Source organism: Pedobacter sp. NEAU-ZC8 (assembly GCF_059278965.1).
Genome location: NZ_JCAJXC010000010.1, coordinates 88,804 through 111,708 on the forward strand (window position 1 = coordinate 88,804; position 22,905 = coordinate 111,708).

Annotated in this window: 23 protein-coding genes; 11 read left to right on the forward strand and 12 right to left on the reverse strand. The window is 44.7% G+C overall.

What is annotated here, in order from left to right; genetic code table 11:
* Window position 1 precedes the first annotated feature (1 nt).
* From AC5WJX_RS09725 to surE, 4 genes are all read right to left on the reverse strand, one after another.
* Window positions 2-1,168: an efflux RND transporter periplasmic adaptor subunit gene (locus tag AC5WJX_RS09725; protein WP_494484354.1), complete on the reverse strand. Its 1,167-nt coding sequence runs from the start codon at window positions 1,166-1,168 to the stop codon at window positions 2-4.
* A gap of 218 nt (window positions 1,169-1,386) precedes the next feature.
* On the reverse strand, window positions 1,387-2,505 hold the full coding sequence (lpxB, locus tag AC5WJX_RS09730) for a lipid-A-disaccharide synthase (RefSeq protein ID WP_494484355.1): 1,119 nt from the start codon (window positions 2,503-2,505) through the stop codon (window positions 1,387-1,389).
* On the reverse strand, window positions 2,502-2,771 hold the full coding sequence (locus tag AC5WJX_RS09735; protein ID WP_440431322.1) for a stationary phase survival protein SurE: 270 nt from the start codon (window positions 2,769-2,771) through the stop codon (window positions 2,502-2,504). The genes lpxB and AC5WJX_RS09735 overlap by 4 nt, the downstream gene beginning before the upstream one ends.
* Entirely contained in the window at window positions 2,764-3,543 is a 780-nt protein-coding gene (gene surE, locus AC5WJX_RS09740; RefSeq protein WP_440431323.1) for a 5'/3'-nucleotidase SurE, read from the reverse strand. The genes AC5WJX_RS09735 and surE overlap by 8 nt, the downstream gene beginning before the upstream one ends.
* Window positions 3,544-3,646: 103 nt before the next feature.
* Between surE and AC5WJX_RS09745 the strand changes: the two genes are divergently transcribed.
* Window positions 3,647-6,580, forward strand: coding sequence for a M16 family metallopeptidase (locus tag AC5WJX_RS09745; protein WP_494484356.1), 2,934 nt, complete (start codon window positions 3,647-3,649; stop codon window positions 6,578-6,580).
* Window positions 6,581-6,926: 346 nt separating this feature from the next.
* On the opposite strand, the gene AC5WJX_RS09750 is transcribed toward AC5WJX_RS09745, so the two are convergent.
* Window positions 6,927-7,112: a CsbD family protein gene (locus AC5WJX_RS09750; RefSeq protein WP_440431326.1), complete on the reverse strand. Its 186-nt coding sequence runs from the start codon at window positions 7,110-7,112 to the stop codon at window positions 6,927-6,929.
* Window positions 7,113-7,178: 66 nt separating this feature from the next.
* Window positions 7,179-9,077, reverse strand: coding sequence for an acetate--CoA ligase (gene acs / locus AC5WJX_RS09755; protein WP_494484402.1), 1,899 nt, complete (start codon window positions 9,075-9,077; stop codon window positions 7,179-7,181).
* 126 nt (window positions 9,078-9,203) lie between these two features.
* Here acs and AC5WJX_RS09760 point away from each other — a divergent pair, with 126 nt between their 5' ends.
* From AC5WJX_RS09760 to AC5WJX_RS09795, 8 genes are all read left to right on the forward strand, one after another.
* Window positions 9,204-9,701, forward strand: coding sequence for a hypothetical protein (locus tag AC5WJX_RS09760; protein ID WP_494484357.1), 498 nt, complete (start codon window positions 9,204-9,206; stop codon window positions 9,699-9,701).
* A gap of 94 nt (window positions 9,702-9,795) precedes the next feature.
* On the forward strand, window positions 9,796-10,029 hold the full coding sequence (gene rpmB / locus AC5WJX_RS09765) for a 50S ribosomal protein L28 (protein ID WP_440431330.1): 234 nt from the start codon (window positions 9,796-9,798) through the stop codon (window positions 10,027-10,029).
* Between the two features lie 38 nt (window positions 10,030-10,067).
* Window positions 10,068-10,250, forward strand: coding sequence for a 50S ribosomal protein L33 (gene rpmG, locus AC5WJX_RS09770; RefSeq protein WP_008242799.1), 183 nt, complete (start codon window positions 10,068-10,070; stop codon window positions 10,248-10,250).
* 35 nt (window positions 10,251-10,285) lie between these two features.
* Window positions 10,286-10,450, forward strand: a complete 165-nt coding sequence (locus AC5WJX_RS09775) for a DUF4295 domain-containing protein (protein ID WP_188624814.1) — start codon at window positions 10,286-10,288, stop codon at window positions 10,448-10,450.
* A gap of 71 nt (window positions 10,451-10,521) precedes the next feature.
* On the forward strand, window positions 10,522-11,484 hold the full coding sequence (ftsY, locus tag AC5WJX_RS09780) for a signal recognition particle-docking protein FtsY (protein WP_440431333.1): 963 nt from the start codon (window positions 10,522-10,524) through the stop codon (window positions 11,482-11,484).
* 26 nt (window positions 11,485-11,510) lie between these two features.
* Window positions 11,511-12,845, forward strand: a complete 1,335-nt coding sequence (gene rimO / locus AC5WJX_RS09785) for a 30S ribosomal protein S12 methylthiotransferase RimO (RefSeq protein ID WP_440431335.1) — start codon at window positions 11,511-11,513, stop codon at window positions 12,843-12,845.
* Window positions 12,846-12,893: 48 nt separating this feature from the next.
* A complete protein-coding gene (gene bshC, locus AC5WJX_RS09790; protein WP_494484358.1) occupies window positions 12,894-14,483 on the forward strand; it encodes a bacillithiol biosynthesis cysteine-adding enzyme BshC in 1,590 nt (529 codons plus the stop codon).
* 49 nt (window positions 14,484-14,532) lie between these two features.
* A complete protein-coding gene (locus AC5WJX_RS09795) occupies window positions 14,533-15,621 on the forward strand; it encodes an Ldh family oxidoreductase (RefSeq protein WP_494484359.1) in 1,089 nt (362 codons plus the stop codon).
* A 73-nt stretch (window positions 15,622-15,694) separates the two neighbouring features.
* Here AC5WJX_RS09795 and lepB read toward each other — a convergent pair whose 3' ends face one another.
* The 5 genes from lepB to AC5WJX_RS09820 are packed head-to-tail and all read right to left on the reverse strand — an operon-like array spanning window position 15,695 to window position 20,045.
* Window positions 15,695-16,894 (reverse strand): signal peptidase I, encoded by a 1,200-nt coding sequence (lepB, locus tag AC5WJX_RS09800; RefSeq protein ID WP_494484360.1) that lies wholly within the window; start codon window positions 16,892-16,894, stop codon window positions 15,695-15,697.
* 6 nt (window positions 16,895-16,900) lie between these two features.
* Complete coding sequence (dapB, locus tag AC5WJX_RS09805) at window positions 16,901-17,641, reverse strand: 4-hydroxy-tetrahydrodipicolinate reductase (protein ID WP_494484361.1); 741 nt, start codon at window positions 17,639-17,641, stop codon at window positions 16,901-16,903.
* Window positions 17,642-17,692: 51 nt separating this feature from the next.
* Window positions 17,693-18,316 carry a DUF5683 domain-containing protein gene (locus AC5WJX_RS09810; protein ID WP_494484362.1) on the reverse strand — a complete coding sequence of 208 codons (624 nt, stop codon included), beginning with the start codon at window positions 18,314-18,316 and terminating at the stop codon, window positions 17,693-17,695.
* Window positions 18,316-19,233 carry a ParB/RepB/Spo0J family partition protein gene (locus AC5WJX_RS09815; RefSeq protein WP_440431346.1) on the reverse strand — a complete coding sequence of 306 codons (918 nt, stop codon included), beginning with the start codon at window positions 19,231-19,233 and terminating at the stop codon, window positions 18,316-18,318. Before AC5WJX_RS09815 ends, AC5WJX_RS09810 begins: the two co-directional genes overlap by 1 nt.
* The gene (locus AC5WJX_RS09820; RefSeq protein WP_440431348.1) at window positions 19,233-20,045 is read right to left on the reverse strand and encodes a ParA family protein; all 813 of its coding nucleotides are present in this window, start codon (window positions 20,043-20,045) and stop codon (window positions 19,233-19,235) included. Before AC5WJX_RS09820 ends, AC5WJX_RS09815 begins: the two co-directional genes overlap by 1 nt.
* Before the next feature lie 184 nt (window positions 20,046-20,229).
* Between AC5WJX_RS09820 and AC5WJX_RS09825 the strand changes: the two genes are divergently transcribed.
* Entirely contained in the window at window positions 20,230-20,751 is a 522-nt protein-coding gene (locus tag AC5WJX_RS09825; RefSeq protein ID WP_440431350.1) for an NADPH-dependent FMN reductase, read from the forward strand.
* A gap of 21 nt (window positions 20,752-20,772) precedes the next feature.
* Here the strand turns inward: AC5WJX_RS09825 and AC5WJX_RS09830 are convergent, their stop codons facing one another.
* On the reverse strand, window positions 20,773-21,228 hold the full coding sequence (locus AC5WJX_RS09830; RefSeq protein WP_494484363.1) for a hypothetical protein: 456 nt from the start codon (window positions 21,226-21,228) through the stop codon (window positions 20,773-20,775).
* 45 nt (window positions 21,229-21,273) lie between these two features.
* Between AC5WJX_RS09830 and AC5WJX_RS09835 the strand changes: the two genes are divergently transcribed.
* Window positions 21,274-22,905: an ABC transporter substrate-binding protein gene (locus AC5WJX_RS09835; protein WP_494484364.1), complete on the forward strand. Its 1,632-nt coding sequence runs from the start codon at window positions 21,274-21,276 to the stop codon at window positions 22,903-22,905.

Genomic DNA, 22,905 nt, shown 5'->3' on the forward strand with positions numbered 1-22,905 from the left:
TCTATTTTTTTAGATCTGCATAAATCGTTTCCGCAGGGGCGGCGACTGGTTTGATCTTTGTCCCATCCTTGAGGTTTGACACGCCTTCCAGCACGATCCGGTCACCAGGCTTTAAGCCTTTATCCACCACAAAGAAAAGTCCTGCAGTATTCTGACGGATCGTAATCTGAACATTCCTGGTGATGCTATCGGGACCGACAACGGCTGCAAAACGCTTATCCTGCAGTTCAAATGTTGCACTTTGTGGTACAAGTATGCCATTCTTAACCTGGGTCGGGATACGCACCGTGGCACTGCTGCCACTACGGATCAAGCCATTTGGATTTGGAAAGCTTGCACGGACATTCACCGAACCAGTAGCCGTATTGATCAGCCCGTTTACCGTCTGAATACGTCCTTTAGGTTCATAAAGGCTGCCGTCTGCAAGCACCAGTGAAACTGGAGGCAATTGCTTGATTCGCTCCGCAAAAGAACCTTTTGTATCCTTGTTGAATTCCAACAGCATTTTCTCATTGAAAGCAAAATAGGCATACACATTTCCAATGCTGGAAACCGTTGTCAACGGTTCTGCATTCGAGCCACTAACCAAACTACCTAAGCGAAAAGGAATGGAGCCTACCACGCCATCAACCGGGCTTCTTACCGCAGTATAGCCCAGGTTTGTCCTGGCGTTAGCCAGTGCAGCCTGTGCCTGCGCCAGGGTGGCAAGTGCAGCCTGGTAGTTATACGTTGCAGATTCAAGCTCGTATTTGCTGATGATGTCTTTTTCGACAAGGGGTTTAACTTTAGTGACCGCCATCTTTGCGGTGCTAACTTCAGCTTCAGCGCTTTTAATGCTAGCCGTTGCGGTGCGTACTTCCTGTTCGTACTGTGGTGCATTGATCTTAAATAACAGCTGACCGGCTTTTACCACGGCACCTTCATCCACATAGATCTGTTCGATATACCCGTCTACGCGAGGACGAATTTCTATGTTCTGCTGACCCTGGATACTTGCGGGGAAGTCGGTATTTAACGTAGCATCTGTTTGTTGGATTTGTAAAACCTTGTAGGCCTTGACTTGATTTGCCGCAGCAGCGGCCTTTGCAGCCTTTTCATCTTTACCGCCACAAGAGCTGATTAGGGCACCTGTAATGACCAGTAAAGCGAGCTGAATAGATCTTTTCATTGAGGGTTATCTTTGCGAATGTTCGATTGTTAATTTATCGCAGCAATTTTGCCTCCAACATCAGGCAGTATTTACACTTATAAACCTATATTACAAGGCAATACCCTTGGTTTACTTCAAAGTAAAAGAATCGGACAATGCGGGAGGCAGATTGATTGCGTACATGTAAATATATTACCTATTAAGCCAAAAAAAATCATGCGTAACTAACAGGTTACTTAGCCTTTCAATGGATTTTTAAGGAAATCTAGGATCAATGCTGCAGTTCGTTCTGAGGCGCCCGGAGTACCCATAACTTCTGCCAGTGCCTTGTAATCCAACAACATGCTTTCACGTACCGGACCTTCCAGGATATCTCCCAAGGTGGAGGCCAACAGTTTGGGGTTACAGTCTTCCTGAATAAGCTCTGTAACAACCTTTTTATCCATGATCAGGTTAACCAGGGAAATGAATTTAATTTTAACCACCATCCGGGCGATGGCGATCGAAATGGCACCACCTTTATAAACCACCACTTGGGGCACCTTGAACAATGCCGTCTCCAGCGTTGCCGTACCAGAGGCCACGATTGCGGCATGCGCCTGGTGTAACAGGTTGTAGGTTTGGCCAAATACCAGGGCCACCTCATGTCCGCCGCTGAACTGCGCATAATAGTCGGGCGCAAAACTGGGTGCACCAGCAATGACGAATTGGTAGTCCGGAAATTGACTTTTTGTGCTTAGCATCACAGGCAGCAATCGCTCGATCTCCTGCTTACGACTTCCAGGAAGCAGTGCAATGATCTTTTTCCCGCTAAGCTGATGTTTTTCCCGGAACGCTGGATCAGGATTAAACTGGGCAATTTCATCCAGCAGCGGATTGCCGACATAGTCGATCTCCATGTCCCAACCTTTGTAGAACGCCACTTCAAAAGGCAGGATACAGAACATCTTATCCACAATCTTCTTAATCTTCAACACCCGCTTCTGGTTCCATGCCCACACCTTAGGCGAAATGTAGTAGCACACTTTGATGCCCTTGTTCTTTGCAAATTCCGCAATCTTCAGGTTAAATCCGGGAAAATCGATCAGGATCATGGTATCTGGCTGAAATTCCAGCAGATCCTGCTTGCAGCTCTTCATGTTTCGAAGAATGGTGTTCAGGTTCATCACCACTTCGGTGAAGCCCATAAAAGCCATGTCGGCATAGTGTTTTACCAACGTTCCACCCTCCTGCTGCATCTTATCACCACCAAAGTACCTGAATGAGGCATCCGGATCTGCCGCTTTCAGCGCGCGCATAAGATTGGCGCCGTGTAAATCTCCGGATGCTTCACCAGCTACAAGGTAGTATTTCATGCTTTGGATACTTTATAATAAAAGAATGCCATGGCCCAGAGAAAGGTTGCACTGATGAGGCCACGGCCAAAATTATCTTTGTTTTGCCGGAACACAATCTTCAGCATCACGGCATTCACAGCGATACAGCCAATTAGGAGCAGGTCTGCTTTGGCAAGGAAGGAAACCTTGTGCATAATGTACCAGGTGATACCGATCAGTATTCCAGGTGCCAGAATACCGATGCCAAATCCAGTCCAGACCGTATCTTTAAATTCTTTAAACATTAAAATTCCAGGTATTAAGTACTGGTATTGCATGATGCGCGGTCAGGTCAAACTGCACCGGAACAACGGACACATAATTATGCTCCAGCGCCCATACATCGGTATCTTCCCCTTTGTCGAAATTCTGGAACACACCAGTTAACCAGTAGTAAGGACGCTGATAAGGGTCGTTACGCTCGTCAAACTCCTCCGCCCATTTGGCATTCGCCTGGCGACATACTTTAATACCTTTCAGGTCTGCACCTTTAGGGAAATTTACGTTCAGTAAGGTTGCAGGTGGCAAGCCATTAGCCAACACTTCTTCACAGATCACTTTGATGAATTTCTTAGCATGGCTGAAATCAGCTTCCTGCGAAAAGTCATCCAGAGAAAAACCGATGGAAGGGATCGACTCAATAGCACCTTCTACTGCTGCAGACATGGTACCGGAATAGATCACGTTGATGGAATTGTTCAATCCATGGTTAATGCCCGACACACAAAGATCAGGCTTTTTGCCTTTGAAGATCTTGTTCACCGCAAGCTTTACACAATCTACCGGGGTACCGGAACACTTGTACATCTCTACACCCGGGTAAAGGTCTACCTTATCAAAGCGCAATGGTTTGCCGATGGTAATGGCATGGCCCATTCCAGATTGCGGTCCATCTGGTGCAACCACCACGACGTTTCCGATTTCCTGCGCCACTTCAATCAGGTTTTTGATGCCTGGTGCAGTAATTCCGTCATCATTTACAACAAGTATATTGGGTCTGTTGGCTTGTTTTTTCAAAGTAATAGGGTTATATGGTTATTTGCTCCAAAAGTACAAGAATTCAATGCAATGTGTAAGCATTAATGTGGAATGAGGTTATATTTGGTTATAACTTATATTAATGAAACATAAAATAATCCTCTTAGCAGGACTACTGTTTACCGGCTCAAGCCTGATGGCACAAAGCGGGTACCAATGGAAAACTGCTTCTTCCGCTGGCTATACCTTTAAGTATGTAACCAATGACCCAATTAAAACCAGATTTTACACGCTTAAAAACGGACTCACCGTAATCCTCTCGCCAAACACGAAAGAACCGAATATTGAGTACCGCATGGCCGTCCGCGCGGGCAGTAACACTGATCCGCGTACCAACACCGGACTGGCACACTACCTGGAGCACATGTTATTTAAAGGCACCGACAAGTTCGGAACCACAGATTTCGCTAAGGAGAAGCCTTATCTGGACAAGATCGATGCACTGTATGAAAAGTACAACCTGACCAAAGATTCGGCTGCCCGTAAAGCGATTTACCGGGAGATCGATAAAACCTCTAACGAAGCGTCTAACATCTCCATCGCAAATGAATACGATAAGATGATGATGAGTATCGGCGGACAATCGACCAATGCCCATACCTGGTACGAAGAAACCGTTTACAATGAAGATTTCCCTTCCAATGCCACAGACAAATTTTTAGCCTTACAGGCAGAACGTTTCCGTAATCCTATCCTGCGTATTTTCCATACCGAGCTTGAAGCGGTATACGAAGAAAAGAACCGCAGTCTGGATAGTGACGGCAATAAACTGGATGAAGCCATGTCAAGCCTGTTGTTCCCTACCCACAACTATGGACAGCAGACCACCATTGGTACCATTGAACACCTGAAAAACCCTTCACTGCTGGAGATCCGGAAATATTACCAGAAATATTATGTACCGAATAATATGGCGGTGATCATGTCCGGCGATTTCAATCCGGATGAAATGGTTAAAAAGATCGACCAAGCTTTTGCATACATGAAAGCTAAGCCGCTGGAGCTTTATAATCCTGCACCGGAAAAACCACTTTCAGCGGTTCAAACGGTTGAAATTTATGGACCGAGTGCAGAGAATGTAGACCTCTACTATCGCGGTTATGCACAGCACAGCAGGGAAAGTCTGATGCTGCACCTGATCTCCAGGATCTTCGCGAATGGCAAAGCGGGATTGCTGGACATCAACCTGAACAAACAGCAAAAGGTACTGAAATCTACCGCTGGCTATCAGCAGATGAAAGATTACGGCATGTTCTATTTCAGTGTACAGCCGAAAGCAGCACAGACCCTTCAGGAAGCAAAGGCACTGTTGATGGAACAAGTAGAACTGCTTAAAAAAGGCGAGTTTGATGAGTCATTGATCAATGCCACCGTAGCCAACACTAAACTCAGCCTCCTGCAGGCTTTCGACAGCAACAGCTATCGTGCAGAGGCTGCAAGTAATGAGTTCATCATGAACCGTGGTACCGATTGGAATAAAACCCTGGAGCGTGCAGATGCCATGGGCAAGATCTCCAAACAGGAACTGGTACGTTTTGCAAATCAGTTCTTTGGCGAAAATTATATTGTGGGCTTTAAATACAAAGGTGAAGACAAAAATCAACCTAAAGTAGAAAAACCACTCATTACGCCGATCAATCCAAATGCAAATGCAACTTCAGCCTTTACCAAAAGCATTGTCGACATGCCGGTGAAACCTGTTGCACCTAAATTCCTGGATTACAAAAAAGACCTGAACTTCGGTAAATCGGGTATCGCGGAAGTGGTAAGCGTTCAGAATGTGGAGAATGAAATCTTCAAAATGTCTTACCGCTTTGACATGGGCACTTACAACTATAAGTTGCTACCCTATGCGGCACAATACCTGAACTTCCTGGGTACAGATAAATACACCGCCGAGGAAATCAGTAAGCAGTTCTACAACATCGCTTGTAGTTACAGCATGAATGTGGGCAATGAACTTGTAACCATTAACATCAGCGGTCTGCAGGAAAACTTTGACAAGGCTGTTAGTCTGGTGGAACATATCTTTTTGAATTCAAAGCCAAATGAAGCTGCTCTGGAAGAGTTGAAAAAGAGTATTCTGAAGAACAGACAGAACACTAAGATGAACAAATCTGCGATTCTGGGTGGCCTGGTTGCCTATGCACAATATGGACCGAAAAACCCGCTGAACAATGTGCTTAGCAATGAAGAAGTGAACAAGATTACCTCTGCTGAGCTGATGTATATTATTCATAACATCTTCAACTATAAACATGCGATAACCTACTACGGTCCACAGCCGCTTGTGAAGTTCGAGCAGAACATTGCGAAGTTACATACACTGCCTTCTGCCTTTACGCCAGAAGCCCCTGCAGAAAAGTACACATACACCAATACAGCCTCCAATCAGGTGCTTTTTGCAGACTACGACATGGTACAGTCTGAAATCCGTTGGTTCCGTAACGAAGGTCCATATGATCCGGCCATGATCGGGAAGATTGCCCTCTTTAATAGTTACTTCGGTGGCGGTATGGGTTCAGTCGTTTTCCAGACCATCAGAGAGTCGAAAGCATTGGCTTATTCGACCAACGCTTACTTCTCCGCGCCGGATAATAAAGATAAACAGTATGGCATGATTGCCTATGTTGGTAGTCAGGCAGACAAGATGAATGATGCGGTTGCAGGTATGAATGAACTGCTAACCAGCTTGCCGCAGATCGACAAGTCTTTCGATGGTTCAAAGAGCAATGCCCTGAATTCCATAGAAACCGAGCGCATTACCAAGGATGCGGTGATCTACAACTACTTTGCCGATAAAAAGCTGGGTATTGACCACGACTCCAGAATGGACAGCTACAACAGCTTGAAAACACTAAGCTTCAATGATGTTAAAGACTTCCATAATACACATATTGCAAACAAAGCATACAACTACTGTATCGTTGCTTCGGAAAAGAAGGTAAAACTGGAGGATATGGAGAAATTTGGTCCTGTTACAAAACTTAGCCTGGAGCAGATCTTTGGATACTAGGTGTAGAACCAAGCACACTCATTTTATAAAGGTTGATCAAACCTGAATGCAAGAGCCCGATGAAAACATCGGGCTCTTTTTGTTTTATGGCCTTTCCGGAGGCATGCACTTGAATCACCAGGTGTTAACAAGGCTTTGGCGGGGCGTTAACAAGGTGTTAGCCTTGTCAAGGCCCTGTCAACCCCCTGTCAACCCCTTGTTAACACCTTGCTAACGAAATAAACAACTGGGCACGAAAGCAACGCCATCTGCAGTGCTCCTTGGTTTAATTTTGCTTGTATTTTGCACAAAAAAAAGAGCGGCTGCACAAATGAATGTACAACCGCTCTTAATTTTCTATTCTAGTTTACAACGATTTCAACCAGTCTACAACTTCTTCCCTGGTTTTACCGGTTTTCTGTTGTAATCTTCCGTAAAGTTCATCGCCTTTACCATCTTCGTATTTTAGATCATCATCGGTCAGATCAGCATAAGCTTGTTTCGCTTTTCCTTTGATTTCGTTCCATTTACCTTTTAATTCTAACTCATCCATAATGATATGTATTAGGTTTTAAAATTCTGTTTGTTGATAATAGAACAGCGATGCGGCCGATTTGTTTTAACTTAACTTCCCTGCAGCTTCAACAATCTCCTCCACAACTGCCGGATCTAATAACGTCGAGGTATCGCCGAGGTTGGCTGTTTCGCCTTCGGCAATTTTCCTTAAAATTCGGCGCATAATTTTCCCTGATCTGGTTTTCGGCAGGCCGGAAACAAAAAGGATTTTATCTGGCTTTGCAATGGCCCCGATTACACGGGTAACCGTTTGCAGGATATCACGTTTGTTCAGATCCGAATCATGTTGGGAATTGGAGAAAATCACAAAAGCATAGATGCCTTGGCCTTTTACCTCATGCGGGAAACCGACCACAGCGCTTTCCACCACCCCAGAGTGCATGTTAATGGCGTTTTCAACCTCTGCGGTACCGATCCTGTGACCAGATACATTGATCACATCATCCACCCTGCCAGTGATCTTATAATAGCCATCCTGGTCACGCAGGCAACCGTCACCGGTGAAGTACATATTCTTATAGGTAGAGAAATAGGTCTGCCGGCAACGTTCATGATCACCATAGGTGGTTCTCAGGATACCTGGCCATGGGAATTTAATGCATAGATTTCCACTTACACCATTACCTTCAATTTCGTTTCCAGCTTCATCAACCAATACCGGCTGGATTCCCGGAAGTGGCAGGGTTGCGTAACTCGGCTTTGTAGGCGTCACAAAGGCAATTGGTGAGATCATGATACCACCATTTTCGGTCTGCCACCAGGTATCGACAATCGGGCAGTTCCCTTTTCCGATCTCTTCATCATACCAGTGCCATGCCTCCTCATTGATTGGTTCGCCAACAGAACCGAGCACACGAAGGCTGCTCAGGTCATTGCCTTCAATCGGCTCCTTGCCAAAGCTCATTAAGGAACGGAGGGCCGTCGGTGCCGTATATAAGATGTTCACTTTATGCTTTTCTACGATTTGCCACAATCTGGAGGCATCCGGGTATGTTGGGATACCTTCAAACATCAGGGTTGTTGCGCCCTGCGACAGCGGTCCGTAAACGATGTACGAGTGACCAGTGATCCAGCCGATATCTGCAGTACAGAAGAACACTTCATCAGGCTGATAATTGAACACATTGGCGAAAGTATAACCTGCGTAGACCATGTAACCACCTACGGTATGTACCACACCTTTTGGCTTCCCGGTAGATCCGGAGGTGTAAAGGATGAAAAGCATATCTTCCGCATCCATCTCTTCTGCAGGACAGTTGGCGTCAACAAGTTTAACTTCATCTTCCCACCAGATGTCGCGGCCTTTGATCATGGAAACCGGGGTGCGGGTATTGGTTAATACGATCACCTTCTCTACCGTAGGGCATCCGATCAGCGCATCGTCAATAACCTCTTTAAGTTGTATTTGCTTATTGCCACGGAAAGACCCATCGGCAGTGATCACCAGTTTGCATTTGGCGTCGTTGATCCTCTCAGCGATGGACTGGGCGGAGAAACCACCAAAAATTACAGAATGCACCGCACCGATACGTGCACAGGCCAGCACTGCTACGGCGAGCTCAGGTACCATCGGCATATATATACATATACGATCGCCTTTTTTTACGCCGTTCTTCTTTAGTACATTGGCAAAGCGGCAAACCTGCACATGCAGGATGTTGTAGGTAATGGTGATGGCGTCTCGATCAGGATCGTTGGGTTCCCAGATGATGGCAGGCTTATCGCCATTTTCTGCAAGATTCCTGTCGAGGCAGTTTTCGGTGATGTTGAGTTTTCCACCTTCAAACCACTTGACGTTAGGTTCGGAAAAGTTCCATGACAGGACCTTGTCCCACTTCTTCTTCCAAAGGAAATTATCGGCTATGCCAGCCCAGAATTCCTCAGGTTGTTCCACACTGTGTTTATAGGTTTGCTGGTACTCTTCAAAGGTTTTAATTTGCATCATATTTAAATTCTAGTAGGTCTATTCCAAATTTACATATTCGAAATGAAAATTCGGATGCTTGTTGTATAGTTTAAAAACAAGGAATTACATATATTGTGCTTTACATTTCTAGATTATAGCACGATGAAAGATATTAGATCAACGTTTTTCTCCATGGTCTTTGCAAGCCTGGTTTATAGCGCGGGCTCTCCCCTGCCGGTATCTGCAATGCAAACACAGGAAAATGCAGATAGTACTGGTTATACTTTGATTAAGAAGTCGCCAGGCATTAAAGGTATAGAATTTAAAAGAGGCAAGAAGAAAGGCAGCGGCCTGGTGATCACGATCGGCGAGAAAGTCACCGACCTGCAAAGCAATAATATCACTGCTGCGAACGTTACCGGTAATACAAAATCTGCAGATAAACAAAAGGCCACAGGTCCTGTATTCGACCGGATCGACATTGTAGAGGGTAAATATGGCGACATCAAAGTAGACAAGAAATCAGGCACACAGAACGTTTATACGCTTACGGAGCTGAGTTTTCCTTTAAGATTGCTGATGTATTCAGGGACTGAGTTTGTGGAGTTTAGACTTACCGAACCAGCAAAATGGAACCTTGACGTGAATTATAAAAAATAATTGCGCACCCTATTGCCATTCAAATTTATTTTTATGATATTTGCACACTCTTAAAAGAATTAAGCGACTTATATTTAACACTATATTTAAAGGCATGTCAAGAGTTTGTGATTTAACCGGAAAGATGGCAATGAGTGGTTTTAACGTTTCTCACTCGAACGTTAAAACTAAACGTAAGTTTTATCCCAACTTACAACTTCAGAAATTTTATATTCCTGAAGAGGATCGTTGGATAACATTGAAGGTATCTACTTCAGCTATCAAAACCATCAATAAAATTGGTATTAATGAAGCGATCAACCGTTTCATGAAAAAAGGATATTTGTAATAACATTAGCTGGGTAATCCGGCTTTAATAATAAAAAAATGGCAAAGAAAGGTAACAGAGTACAAGTTATTCTAGAATGTACTGAACATAAGACTAGTGGCATGCCGGGTATGTCTAGATATATTTCTACCAAAAACCGTAAGAACACTACAGAGCGTTTAGAGTTGAAAAAATTCAACCCTGTTTTGAAAAAAGTTACAGTACACAAAGAAATTAAGTAATACATCGGTATTAAATTAATACAATCTATTAGATCATGGCAAAAAAGGTAGTTGCAACCCTTAAAACGGGTAAAGGTAAAGAATATTCAAAAGTTATCACGATGACTAAATCACCTGTGACAGGTGCGTATTCTTTCAAAGAAATCATCGTTCACAACGATCACGTTAAAGATGCTATTACTCCTCAAGCAGGCAAGTAATTTTAATATTTAATCATATTAAAGCCGTCCCTTTTAACCGGGAGGGCTTTTTTATTTTCGTATAAGTTCATATGGGTCTATTCGATTTTTTTAAGAAAAAAGAAGCCGCTCCAGAGGCTAAGGTCGCGCTGGACAAAGGGTTAGAAAAAACCAAAGAGGGCTTTTTGAGTAAAATCACTAAAGCTGTTGCCGGAAAATCTACCGTTGACGACGATGTATTAGACAACCTGGAAGAAGTTTTGGTGACCTCTGATGTTGGGGTAACCACAACGTTGAAGGTTATTGAACGCATCCAGGCACGGGTGGCGAGAGATAAGTATTTGTCGACCTCTGAACTTAATGGCCTGCTGCGCGACGAGATCCAACTCCTGCTGGCAGAGAACAATAGTAATGATTTCCGCAACTTCGAGTATGGACAGCACAAGCCCTATGTAATTATGGTGGTTGGTGTGAACGGCGTGGGTAAAACCACCACGATCGGCAAGCTGGCCCATAAGCTTAAAGCAGAAAACCTGAAGGTTGTACTGGGTGCGGCGGATACTTTCCGTGCAGCTGCAGTAGAGCAAATAAAACTTTGGGGTGAGCGTGTAGGCGTTCGTGTGGTTGCACAAGCCATGGGCTCCGACCCTGCTTCTGTGGCTTACGATACTTTACAATCTGCTGTTGCCAACCAGGAAGATGTGGTTATTATTGACACTGCCGGACGATTACACAACAAGGTTGGGTTGATGAACGAACTTGGTAAGATCAAAAATGTAATGCAGAAGGTTGTGCCGAATGCACCACATGAGATCCTGCTTGTACTTGACGGCTCTACCGGCCAGAATGCCTTTGAACAATGTAAACAGTTTACCGAAGCAACCGACGTTAACGCACTTGCCATTACCAAACTTGATGGTACTGCAAAAGGCGGCGTGGTGATCGGTATCTCTGATCAATTTAAAATCCCGGTGAAATACATCGGCGTAGGTGAAGGGATGAACGACCTTCAGCTATTTGATAAAAAAGCTTTTGTGGACAGCTTGTTTAGCTAGTCTGCATTTTTGCAAGGAAACAACACATGAACACTAAAATTATCCCCTCCATTAAGCCTGTTAAAAAACCTAAAGTGAACGTGATTACTTTAGGCTGCTCCAAGAACATCTACGATTCTGAGGTGTTGATGGGCCAGTTACGCGGTAACCAAATGGAGGTTGTACACGAAGCGGATCAGGTAAATAAAGATGATATCATTGTTATTAACACCTGTGGCTTCATTGATAATGCAAAACAAGAATCTATTGATACGATTCTTCAATATAGTCAACTGAAAGATGAAGGTAAGGTAGGCAAGGTGATTGTGACCGGATGTTTATCTGAGCGCTACAAGCCTGAACTTGAATCTGAGATCACTAACGTTGACGCTTTCTTCGGTACGAACGACCTGAATAACATTCTGCACTCCCTTGGTGCGAATTATAAACACGAGCTGATCGGCGAGCGTTTGTTGACAACCCCTTCCCATTTTGCATACTTCAAAATCGCTGAAGGTTGCAACCGTCCCTGTTCATTCTGTGCCATCCCGCTGATGCGTGGTAAACACGTTTCCAGGGATATGCAGGAGCTGGTGAATGAGGCGAAAGTGCTTGCTGCAAATGGCACCAAAGAGTTAATCCTGATTGCTCAGGATCTGACTTATTATGGACTGGACATTTACGGTAAACGTAATCTTGACGAGTTGTTGAGACGTCTTTCTGATGTACCCGGAATTGAGTGGATCAGGTTACAGTATGCTTACCCTTCCGGTTTCCCAATGGAGATCCTGGATGCCATGAATGAACGCGAGAATATTTGCAAGTACCTGGATATGCCGTTACAGCATATTACAGACCGTATGCTTAAATCTATGCGCCGTGGTATTACGAAACAAAAGACTATAGACATTGTTAATCAGATTCGGGACAAAGTACCGGGAATTGCAATGCGTACAACCCTGATCACCGGCTACCCTGGTGAGACGGAACAAGACTTTGAAGAGATGTTGAACTGGGTTGAAGATACCCGTTTTGACAGGCTTGGCTGCTTTACCTACTCTCACGAAGAGAAAACCCATGCACATAATCTTGTAGACGACGTACCTGAAGAAGTAAAACAGGAGCGTGTTGATGCTATTATGGAACTGCAACAGGGAATTTCTTTTGAGATCAATCAGGAGAAAGTTGGCAACACTTACAAAGTACTTGTAGACCGTAAAGAAGGTGATTTCTTTATTGGTCGTACAGAGTTTGACTCTCCGGAGGTTGATAATGAAGTGCTTATTGATGCGGCTTCGCACTATGCTGCTCCAGGTAGCTTTGTGCAAGTGAAGATTGACCGTGCGGAAGACTTTGACCTGTATGGACAGATTGTAAAATAAAACACGAGCCGGGCAGGAATATGCTTTAATAACTTAATTTCGTTTCAAATGCAGGCAAAATACATTAGTTATCAGCAAACGAACTCCTTCTCTCCTATTGTATTAGATTATATTCAGGGAAACGAAACCTTAAAACCGTTCTATAAGTATTCCGTTGATTTAGCGGGCTTTGCTACTGCGATCAATGAGCGGCCAGTTTTAGCTAACAGAGCATCTCTGGTTGAGGCACTTAAAAGACAATACACTTCTATTGAAACAAGCAGCCTGGTTCAAAGTCATATTGAGCTGCTTGCAGATGAAAAAACATATACCATAACAACGGGCCATCAGTTAAATCTGTTTACTGGCCCCTTGTATTTTATATATAAAATCGTAACTACGATTAACCTGGCAAAGGAGCTCAAGGCGGCTTATCCGGACTATAACTTCGTTCCGGTTTACTGGATGGCAACGGAGGATCATGACTTCGAGGAAATCAACCACATTAAACTTGAAGATAAGAAGCTGGTTTGGGAAACCAATGCAGCGGGTGCTACTGGAAGGATCAGCACTGCGGATCTTACCGATGTACTTTCAGCATACCAGGGCTATCTTGGTATTGGAGAGAGCGGTGAAAAGCTTGCTGCGATTGTGGAAGCAGCATATAAGCATCATGACCGCCTGGCTGACGCGACAAGAGCACTTGTAGATGCTTTGTTTAATCATACCGGTCTGGTTTGCATTGATGCTGATGAACCTGCTTTAAAGCAGCAATTCGCCCCGATCATCCTTCGGGACATTCTGGAGCAGAACAGCTTTGATCAGATTCAAACATCCAACGACGCGTTAGAAGCTGCAGGTTATAAACCGCAGGTAAATCCACGTGAGATCAACTTTTTCTATATGAAGGAAGGTCTGCGCGAACGTATTGTTTTTGAGAATGGCACCTTTCAGGTGCTTAATTCCGACATCTCCTTTGATACCGAAGCACTGAAAGCTGAAGTAGCAGCATACCCTGAAAGGTTTAGTCCGAATGTGGTGATGCGCCCGATGTACCAGGAGATCATTCTCCCCAACCTGGCCTATATTGGCGGTGGTGCAGAGGTTACCTACTGGCTGCAGCTAAAAGCTAATTTCGACTTTTACGATGTGCCTTATCCGGTGCTATTGCTGCGTAATTCGGCTATGGTAATCGATAAACGTAGTGAACGCAAGATGCAGATCCTGGGGATCAGTCATGTAAGTTTGTTCAAAGAAAATGAACAGCTTAAAACGGAATGGGTGAAGTCACATGTAAATACTTACCTGTCCCTGGCAGATGAAGAACGCTCTATTGCCGCAGTGTTTGATCACATCAAGCTTAATGCTTATAAAATCGACAAGACACTCTCCCAGTCCACTGATGCAGCGAAAAAACGTGCATTAAGGTTAATTGAGAACCTGGATAAAAAGATGATGCGCGCAGAAAAACGTAAACATCAAACTTCCCTGAACCAGATCGATGGGCTAAAAAATAAGCTTTTCCCTTCTGGCGTACTGCAGGAACGTGTGCTCAATTTAGCACCGCTATACGTCTTGTATGGTGATGGATTTATTGATGCACTTTTACAGACCTTCCGGCCTTTAGACCATAAATTTACGGTGCTTTTCGCATCCTGATGATACGCTGAATTGCCGCTCTCCTGTTTTATGATAACTCTTTTTGATAATGACTTTTCTTACTTTTCCCGAATCTAAATTACGCTCGTTTACAGAACAGGTATTCTTAAAGATGGGCTGCCCGGAGCAGGATGCCAAACTTGCTGGAGATGTTCTATTACGATCAGATCTTCGGGGGATAGATTCGCATGGTGTAGCCAGGCTTGTGGGCTATGTTCGGCTTTGGGAGAAGAAGAGAATCAATGCTACCCCAAATATCAGGGTGGTGCATGAAACAGCAACCACGGCTACCGTAGATGGTGATGCAGGCTTGGGACTTGTTGTTGCACCCTTTGCCATGCAGGTAGCCATTGAAAAAGCAAAGATCTATGGCAGCGGCTGGGTATCTGTAAAAAACTCCAACCACTTCGGCATTGCAGGCTACCATTCCCTGCTGGCAACGGAACATGACATGATTGGGATCAGCATGACGAATGCCAGTCCCCTGGTAGCCCCCACCTACTCCAATGAACGGCTTCTTGGTACCAATCCGATGTGTTATGCATTCCCTGCGGGGAAGTATCCGCCGGTAGTCGTAGATATGGCGACTTCCGCAGCTGCGAATGGCAAGCTTGAAATTGCGCAACGCGCGGAGAAGCCTATCCCTGAGGGCTGGGCACAGGATAAAGATGGTAAGCCATCTACAGACCCCAATCAATTGAAGGCCGGTGGATCATTACTACCTTTGGGTGGTGACAAAGACCATGGCAGTCATAAAGGCTACGGACTGGGTGCCACCGTTGATATCTTGTCTGCAGTGCTTTCAGGCGCGAATTACGGCCCCTGGGTGCCACCATTTGTTGCATTCCTGGAACCCCCGGCAGATCCTGTTGGCGCAGGTATTGGCCATTTCTTCGGCGCCATGCGCATCGATGGCTTCCGCCCGGCGGCAGATTTCAAACACCATCTGGACAATTGGATTGAAACGTTCCGCAATTCTAAACCGGTGGATCCCGCGCAGCGCGTGATCATTCCTGGTGAGCCTGAGACGGCCTTTGAACAGGAAAGAAAGTTGAATGGTATTCCTTTGATCGATGCGGTGGTGAATGATTTGAACAATCTCGCAGAGAAGCTTGGTGTTGAGCAGTTGGTTGAATAGAACAAAAAAGCCGTTTGATAGATCAAACGGCTTGTACCTATTCGTAATTTCTTCTACTGCTTTCCTAAATTTTCTAGTGAATTCCTTTGAATATTCTACTCCAGCGTATTTTATTCAAGAAAGATCCCTGATCTTTAACACTCATCCAGATGAATAAGGCTTTTCCAACCACGTGATCTTCCGGCACAAAACCGAAGAACCTGGAGTCTAACGAGTTATGCCTGTTATCACCCATCATCCAGTAGTAGTCCATTTTGAAGGTGTAGGAATCCGTTTTCTGACCATTGATCAACCAGCCATCAGCAGACTTTTCAAGTTTATTGCCCTCGTAGATGCGGATTGCACGCTCATATAGTGGCATGGTGACGCTGTCGAGCTTCACGGTCCAGCCTTTCTTAGGAACGGTGATTGGTCCAAAGTTGTCGACATTCCAGCTCCTGTTTTTGTCCTGTGGAAACACGCTGATGTCTCCGTAATCTGCAGGTGCTGTATCTTCCTCAACCGAAAGCACGAAATCAAGCTTTTTTACCTCAGCCATCATTTCTTCTGTACCTACAAACTGGAACATATTTTCTTGCCCCAATGAGGAAATGTCGGAGTTGATATCGAAACCTAGTTCGGTAAATACATCGAAGTTCACATCAGAAGATTTCATCTTCACCGCATAGGTGATCTGTCCTGTAGGCACTAGTTTTTCGGGTTTTCCGTTTACCGAAACTAACCCGCCTTTCATGGTAATGACATCGCCACCGATACCGATACAGCGTTTGATATAATTTTCACGTTTATCGACTGGTCTGCTGGTAACTGTAAACTGGCTATTTACTGCGGCATGGCCCATTGAACGAACCAGGTTGTAATAGTTCTGGTCTTGTGCCTCAAGCGCTACAGTATCCCCTTCAGGGAAGTTGAAAACCACAACATCATTTCTTTTGATATCTGATAGTCCTGGCAGGCGACGATATTTCCATTGTACCCCTTCCCAATAAGCTTTTCCACCGGTTACCGGCATGGTATGATGGGCAAAAGGGAAGGCAACTGGCGTCATTGGAATCCTGGCGCCATAGTTCACTTTACTCACAAACAGGAAGTCACCGATCATTAAGGACCGCTCCATGGATCCTGTGGGGATGGTATAGGCTTCAATAAAGAACACCCTGATGATGGTTGCTGCGATAACAGCAAAGATGATGGCATCTGCCCACTCTCTGGTTTTAGATTTCTTTTTCGTATTTGGATCTGTAGCTTTCTTCTTCCAGAACTTATAGTTCATATCAGTTTATTTAAAATTAAATATATCGGCAATATTGAAAAAGCCATGTTTATCCTGCAGCCATTCTGCGGCAATTACGGCACCTAAGGCAAAGCCAGCCCTGCTGTGTGCAGTATGCTTGAATTCGATCTCGTCAACCTCAGAACTATACACCACGGTATGCGTTCCGGGTACCTGGTCTACTCTTTCAGAAGCAATAAGCAGCTGTTCCTGCTTCAGGTTTTCTTCAGGTGCATCGCCATCCAGGATGTTCACCCATTCTTCTTTACGGTCCAGATTGTCAATGATGCCTTCTGCAATGGTCATTGCTGTACCACTTGGTGAATCCAGCTTTTGGGTATGATGGATTTCTTCCACCTGCACATCATAAGCAGGGAAGTTATTCATCAATTTAGCAAGTACCTTATTTACATGAAAGAACACATTTACCCCAATGCTGAAGTTAGACCCATAAAGCAAAGTATTGTTACTGCCAAGGCAATCATTTTTTACTTTTTGCAGTTCGCCATACCAACCTGTGGTACCAACCACTACAGGGATCTTGGCATCAAAGCAGGTGTAAATGTTTGTGATTGCAGCATCGGGAGCACTGAAGTCGATGGCTACATCGGCTTTCGAGAGATTCTCGGGCGTAAGATCCGCTTGGTTCTCCAGGTTAATTTTCAGGACCACTTCATGTCCACGTTCTAAAGCATAACGTTCTATAATCAGGCCCATTTTACCGTAGCCCAGCAATGCAATTTTCATGTTAAAGGAATAAATAAGGTTATAAATGCGGTTCCGGATGCCATTTAAAGATTAGAGTTTAAATGAAACTTTAACAGCCGGAACATAAGATTGGTAGCCGAAAAGGGTCCCTGAGTTGATGATGGATGGTTTGATGCTGATGGCAAGATCATCACCGACATCGAAATACTTCAATCGGGCGTCAACATAAGCTTCAACCACCTGAATACCATATAATCCGATCATCGAGAAGATAACCACCTCGCGGTTCCTCCGGTAGGTATCCTTTGCGGAGGTTAGCCCCGCGGTTTGGACACGGTAGTAAGGACTACCGATCACCGCCTTTCCGCCATTGGCCTGGCGGTCACGTAATTCGGCGAGAAATTCTTTGTACCTGTTATTGTTGTCGATGTAAGAAAGTGTCAGCAGGGTGGCGCCGGTGTAAATAGCGGCGATCTTCACGCCGCGGTACACGTTTAAGCCATTACCAAACTGGCCCCAGCCTGGAATGATCGCCGATCGAAGAATGGCCCGGCGTGCTGCAATCTTACCTACATTCACGTAGTTCGATTTAAGCGTATCTACCCTGGCCACTTTCACGCCGCTGCTATCAGCCTTTATGGTTATTGGATCCTGCGCTTTCACCGTCAACGATGCAAGCGCAAGAACTACGATAAACCATATTCTACCAGCCATTACCAATCTAATAATTCTAAAATTCTGCTCAGGTCATCATTGGACACAAAAGGAATCTCAATGGCGCCCTTACCATTCTGACCCACTTTCAGTTTTACCTTCGTGGCGAATTTGGAAGCCAGGTCTTTCTGTAGTTTCTGGTATTCGAAAGAACTGGCTGCAGGTTGTTTTACTGCCTTAGGCTTAACCTGCAGCGCATGAATGCTTCTGGCCATCTCTTCCACCCTTCTTACCGACAAACCTTTGTCAATAATCTCCTGATGGATGAATAGCTGCTTTTCTACGTCATCAACGTTGATCAACGCACGAGCATGCCCCATAGAGATCTTTTGGTCGCGGATGGATACCTGAATTTCAGGCGGCAGTTTAAGCAGTCGTAAGTAGTTGGTGATGGTGGTACGGTTTTTACCGACACGTTCGCCCAGCTGCTCCTGTTTAAGGTTACATTCTTCCATCATACGCTGGAAACTCAGCGCAACCTCAATGGCATTCAGGTTTTCACGTTGAATGTTCTCAATGAGTGCCATTTCCAGCATCTGCTGATCATTTGCGGAACGCACATAAGCAGGTATATCATCAAGGCCGGCAAGTTTTGCCGCACGGAACCTTCTTTCACCGGATATCAGCTGATATTTGCCAGTGTCCAGTTTACGTACAGTGATGGGCTGAATAAGACCTTGCACACGGATAGACTCCGATAGCTCATGCAGCGATACCTGGTCAAAGTCAGTACGGGGCTGGTATGGATTGATCTCGATGTCCGCGATAGCAATGCTACCAATGCTGCTTTCTGGACGTGGTTCAGGTGCAGCGGCGGCAGGCGTTACGCTTTTCTTTGGCGCATGTGCAGTTTCGGTATCATCCAAAAGCGCACTTAATCCTCTGCCTAAACCTGTTTTTCGCTGGAAAGATGTCATTAAATATTTTTGATTTTTGCCGTTGTCAATTCTTCAGGCTCGGGAACAAGTCCGTTTTTGCGGACGATCTCGCGTGCCAGATTCAGATAGTTTATTGCGCCCTTACAGTTTGCATCGTGCATAATTACAGATACACCATAACTTGGCGCCTCACTTAAGCGGGTATTTCGTTGGATGATCGTGTCGAACACCAGATCATGGAAATGTGTTCTCACCTCTTCCACCACCTGGTTAGATAAACGTAAACGAACATCATACATCGTTAACAGGATACCTTCAATTTCCAGCTCCGTGTTTAAACGGGTTTGTACAATCTTGATGGTGTTTAGTAATTTACCTAACCCTTCCAATGCGAAATATTCACATTGTACCGGAATAATCACAGAATCTGCAGCAGTAAGCGCGTTGATTGTGATTAAACCTAAAGATGGGGAGCAGTCAATGATAATGAAGTCATATTGATCGCGCACTTTCCCCAGGACAGACTTCATTTTAAACTCGCGGTTGGTCAGATTGATCATCTCAATCTCGGCACCTACCAGGTCAATATGTGCAGGTAAAAGATCCAGGTTTGGCGTTTCGGTTTTCTGAATCGCTTCTGTTGGTTCTATATCATTGATTATGCACTCGTAAATACTGTTCTTGATGTTTCTTGGATCAAACCCTATTCCTGATGTAGAGTTGGCCTGCGGATCAGCGTCGACCAATAAGGTCTTGTATTCTAATACGGCTAAACTTGCGGCAAGATTAATGGCTGATGTCGTTTTACCTACCCCACCCTTCTGATTTGCCAACGCAATAATTTTACTCATCTATCTATTTAAATTTACCTGTTAAGTGTATGAGGCTCTTGAACACTAGCGTTTATTTGGCCTGAAAGTACTATTTTTGTACGTTTCAGGGGCTTTTTAACAAATAGCTAAGATACAAACTAAATAGCAATTATACTGTTAAAGCCACAAGTGTTTTGCACATCTTACTAACAAATTACAAGCTATGATCACCATCATTTCCGGCACCAACAGACCCAATAGTAATACGCTTAAAGTGTCCAGATATTATCTTAAAACACTTCAGCAACTTGGGGCCGAGGCACAACTCTTCAGCCTGGAAAGCCTGCCGGAAAGACTTATCGCTACCGACCTTTACGGTAAACGCAGCCCCGAATTCGAGCCCATTCAGCAAATGGTGGCGAACACAGAAAAATTCTTGTTTATTATCCCCGAATACAATGGAAGCTTCCCCGGGGTGCTTAAAACCTTCATTGATGCCTGCGAGTTCCCCGATAGTTTTTACAATAAAAAGGCAGCGCTAACCGGCATATCCTCCGGGAAGTATGGAAACATCCGGGGCATAGATCATTTCTCCGGCATCTGCGGATATCTGCATTTGAATGTGCTGCCCTTACGACTGCACATTCCTGCGATAAAATATGAGTTGAATGAAGCGGGAGATTTCTTCAAGGAAGATACGCTGAAGTTCACAAATGATCAGATCAACAAGCTGATCAAGTTTTAGAAACCGTCAGCCGATCTCCTGTTAAACGCCGAATGAAGTCCAGGTCCGGCCTTCATTGCCGAACACGAAATATCCAGGGTACATCAGCTCTGCGATGTCTTCCATGGCAGCAACAAGTGCAGGTGCATCCATGTCAGCTACATCAAGTTCATCAAACAAGTAAACGCGGTTGTAAGTAACCGCCGGCCAGTCTTTCTGTAGCAAGCCAGGCACGATGCCCATGAGCTCCAGCATGCCTTTTCCGGGTTCCTCATAGATCAATACCCTGGCTTCAAGCGGGTCGATCTGCATAATGCCACCTGCTGCCTCCACCAGTTCTTTCAACCTGGTATTTAGCTGATTCAGTGAATTCAGGCAGATTACATGTACCTTTTCCATGAACTTGATTTTATGTAAGACGAGGTCTACACGCTCCTGAAGCGTCTCTCTTAACACTTCATCTTCAACATTATTTATCACTTCATTTAAAAAAGACATACTATTAAATTGGTTACTTTGTGCAAAATTAGTATTCCTAAACAGATGCGCCGTATTATTCAATATATATTTTGTGGATTGCTTTTCCTGAGCTGCAGTGCCTGCAAGACCAAATCATCCAATGAAAACAAGACCGTTTTCAACTTGAATATCGACCAGAACCTCACTTCCATGGACCCGGCTTTTGCCAGGAACCAGAATGCGATCTGGATGATCAACCAGGTTTTCAATGGGCTGGTGCAGGTCGACAGCAACCTCAATACCGTTCCTGCCATTGCAAAATCCTGGGAAGTTTCTGAGGATGGGCTACACTACACCTTCCACTTGCGGAATGATGTTTATTTCCATGACGACCCGCTGTTCAAGGATGGTAAAGGTCGCAAGGTGGTTGCTGAAGATTTTACTTACAGCTTTTACCGCCTGATTGATCCAAAGGTTGCTTCTTCAGGTGGATGGATCTTTAACGACAAAGTCAAAGATATCAACAGCTTTAAAGCCATCAATGATACCACCTTCCGCATTGCACTTAGCAAACCCTTTCCGGCATTCCTGAACCTGCTCACTGCGCAGTACTGCTCCGTGGTTCCTAAGGAAGTTGTGGAACATTACGGCAAAGATTTCCGCAGCCATCCGATTGGAACCGGTCCTTTTAAGTTCAAGTACTGGAAGGAAGATGAAATCCTGGTCCTGTTGAAAAATGAAAAATACTGGGAGAAAGATGGGGACCAGCGCTTGCCCTACCTGGATGCCATCAAGGCAACGTTCATCAGCGACAAACAAAGTGCTTTCATGAACTTCATCAAAAAAGATCTGGACTTCTTTGACAAGGTTGATGGCAGCTACCGCGATGATATTCTCAGCAAGAGCGGCAGGATGACACAGAAATATGAGGGCAAGTTTCAGCTCCTGAAGCGACCCTACCTCTGTACGGAGTACATTGGCATTCTGGTAGACACCTCGAAATCAATTGTAAAGAACTCGCCACTGAGAATCAAAAAAATACGCCAGGCGATCCAGTACGCCATAGATAAACCCAAACTTATCAAATACCTGCGCAATAGTGTGGGTATTCCGGCTACTGCTGGCTTTGTACCGCTGGGTATGCCGGGCTTCGACAGCACCGTTGTAAAAGGCTACCATTATGATCCTGCGAAAGCATCCAGGCTACTTGCTGAAGCTGGATATCCTAACGGGAAGAACCTGCCCTTGATTAAGCTAAGTACCTCGACGACCTATAAAGATCTGATCGAATTTGTACAAGGTGAGTTAAATGCCATCGGCATAAAGGTAAAAGTAGATGTAAGTCCGAATGCAAGTTTACGCGAGTTGATGGCGAAAAATGAAGTAAACTTCTTCCGTGGCTCCTGGATTGCCGATTACCCGGATGCGGAAAACTACCTTTCTGTGTTCTATTCGAAGAACAAGGTGCCTTTCGGCCCTAATTACACCGGTTATTTCAACAAGGAATTTGATAAGCTTTTTGAGCAAAGCTACTATGAGAATGATGCGGAGAAGCGCTACGCGCTTTACCACCAGATGGATAACATGATCATGGAGCATGGCTCCATGATCATGTTATTTTATGATCAGTCGGTCGTGATGCTGCAAAACAACATCAGCGGTTTTCCGTTAAACCCGCTTAATCTCATGATCCTTAAGCGGGTTAAAAAAGGCTAA

Coding starts and splice junctions, on each gene's coding strand:
- AC5WJX_RS09725 (WP_494484354.1), bottom strand. CDS start 1,168: ATGAAAAGATCTATTCAGCTCGCTTTACTGGTCATTACAGGTGCCCTA.
- lpxB (WP_494484355.1), bottom strand. CDS start 2,505: ATGAAATACTACCTTGTAGCTGGTGAAGCATCCGGAGATTTACACGGC.
- AC5WJX_RS09735 (WP_440431322.1), bottom strand. CDS start 2,771: ATGTTTAAAGAATTTAAAGATACGGTCTGGACTGGATTTGGCATCGGT.
- AC5WJX_RS09745 (WP_494484356.1), top strand. CDS start 3,647: ATGAAACATAAAATAATCCTCTTAGCAGGACTACTGTTTACCGGCTCA.
- AC5WJX_RS09750 (WP_440431326.1), bottom strand. CDS start 7,112: ATGGATGAGTTAGAATTAAAAGGTAAATGGAACGAAATCAAAGGAAAA.
- acs (WP_494484402.1), bottom strand. CDS start 9,077: ATGCAAATTAAAACCTTTGAAGAGTACCAGCAAACCTATAAACACAGT.
- AC5WJX_RS09760 (WP_494484357.1), top strand. CDS start 9,204: ATGAAAGATATTAGATCAACGTTTTTCTCCATGGTCTTTGCAAGCCTG.
- rpmB (WP_440431330.1), top strand. CDS start 9,796: ATGTCAAGAGTTTGTGATTTAACCGGAAAGATGGCAATGAGTGGTTTT.
- rpmG (WP_008242799.1), top strand. CDS start 10,068: ATGGCAAAGAAAGGTAACAGAGTACAAGTTATTCTAGAATGTACTGAA.
- AC5WJX_RS09775 (WP_188624814.1), top strand. CDS start 10,286: ATGGCAAAAAAGGTAGTTGCAACCCTTAAAACGGGTAAAGGTAAAGAA.
- ftsY (WP_440431333.1), top strand. CDS start 10,522: ATGGGTCTATTCGATTTTTTTAAGAAAAAAGAAGCCGCTCCAGAGGCT.
- rimO (WP_440431335.1), top strand. CDS start 11,511: ATGAACACTAAAATTATCCCCTCCATTAAGCCTGTTAAAAAACCTAAA.
- bshC (WP_494484358.1), top strand. CDS start 12,894: ATGCAGGCAAAATACATTAGTTATCAGCAAACGAACTCCTTCTCTCCT.
- AC5WJX_RS09795 (WP_494484359.1), top strand. CDS start 14,533: ATGACTTTTCTTACTTTTCCCGAATCTAAATTACGCTCGTTTACAGAA.
- lepB (WP_494484360.1), bottom strand. CDS start 16,894: ATGAACTATAAGTTCTGGAAGAAGAAAGCTACAGATCCAAATACGAAA.
- dapB (WP_494484361.1), bottom strand. CDS start 17,641: ATGAAAATTGCATTGCTGGGCTACGGTAAAATGGGCCTGATTATAGAA.
- AC5WJX_RS09810 (WP_494484362.1), bottom strand. CDS start 18,316: ATGGCTGGTAGAATATGGTTTATCGTAGTTCTTGCGCTTGCATCGTTG.
- AC5WJX_RS09815 (WP_440431346.1), bottom strand. CDS start 19,233: ATGACATCTTTCCAGCGAAAAACAGGTTTAGGCAGAGGATTAAGTGCG.
- AC5WJX_RS09820 (WP_440431348.1), bottom strand. CDS start 20,045: ATGAGTAAAATTATTGCGTTGGCAAATCAGAAGGGTGGGGTAGGTAAA.
- AC5WJX_RS09825 (WP_440431350.1), top strand. CDS start 20,230: ATGATCACCATCATTTCCGGCACCAACAGACCCAATAGTAATACGCTT.
- AC5WJX_RS09830 (WP_494484363.1), bottom strand. CDS start 21,228: ATGTCTTTTTTAAATGAAGTGATAAATAATGTTGAAGATGAAGTGTTA.
- AC5WJX_RS09835 (WP_494484364.1), top strand. CDS start 21,274: ATGCGCCGTATTATTCAATATATATTTTGTGGATTGCTTTTCCTGAGC.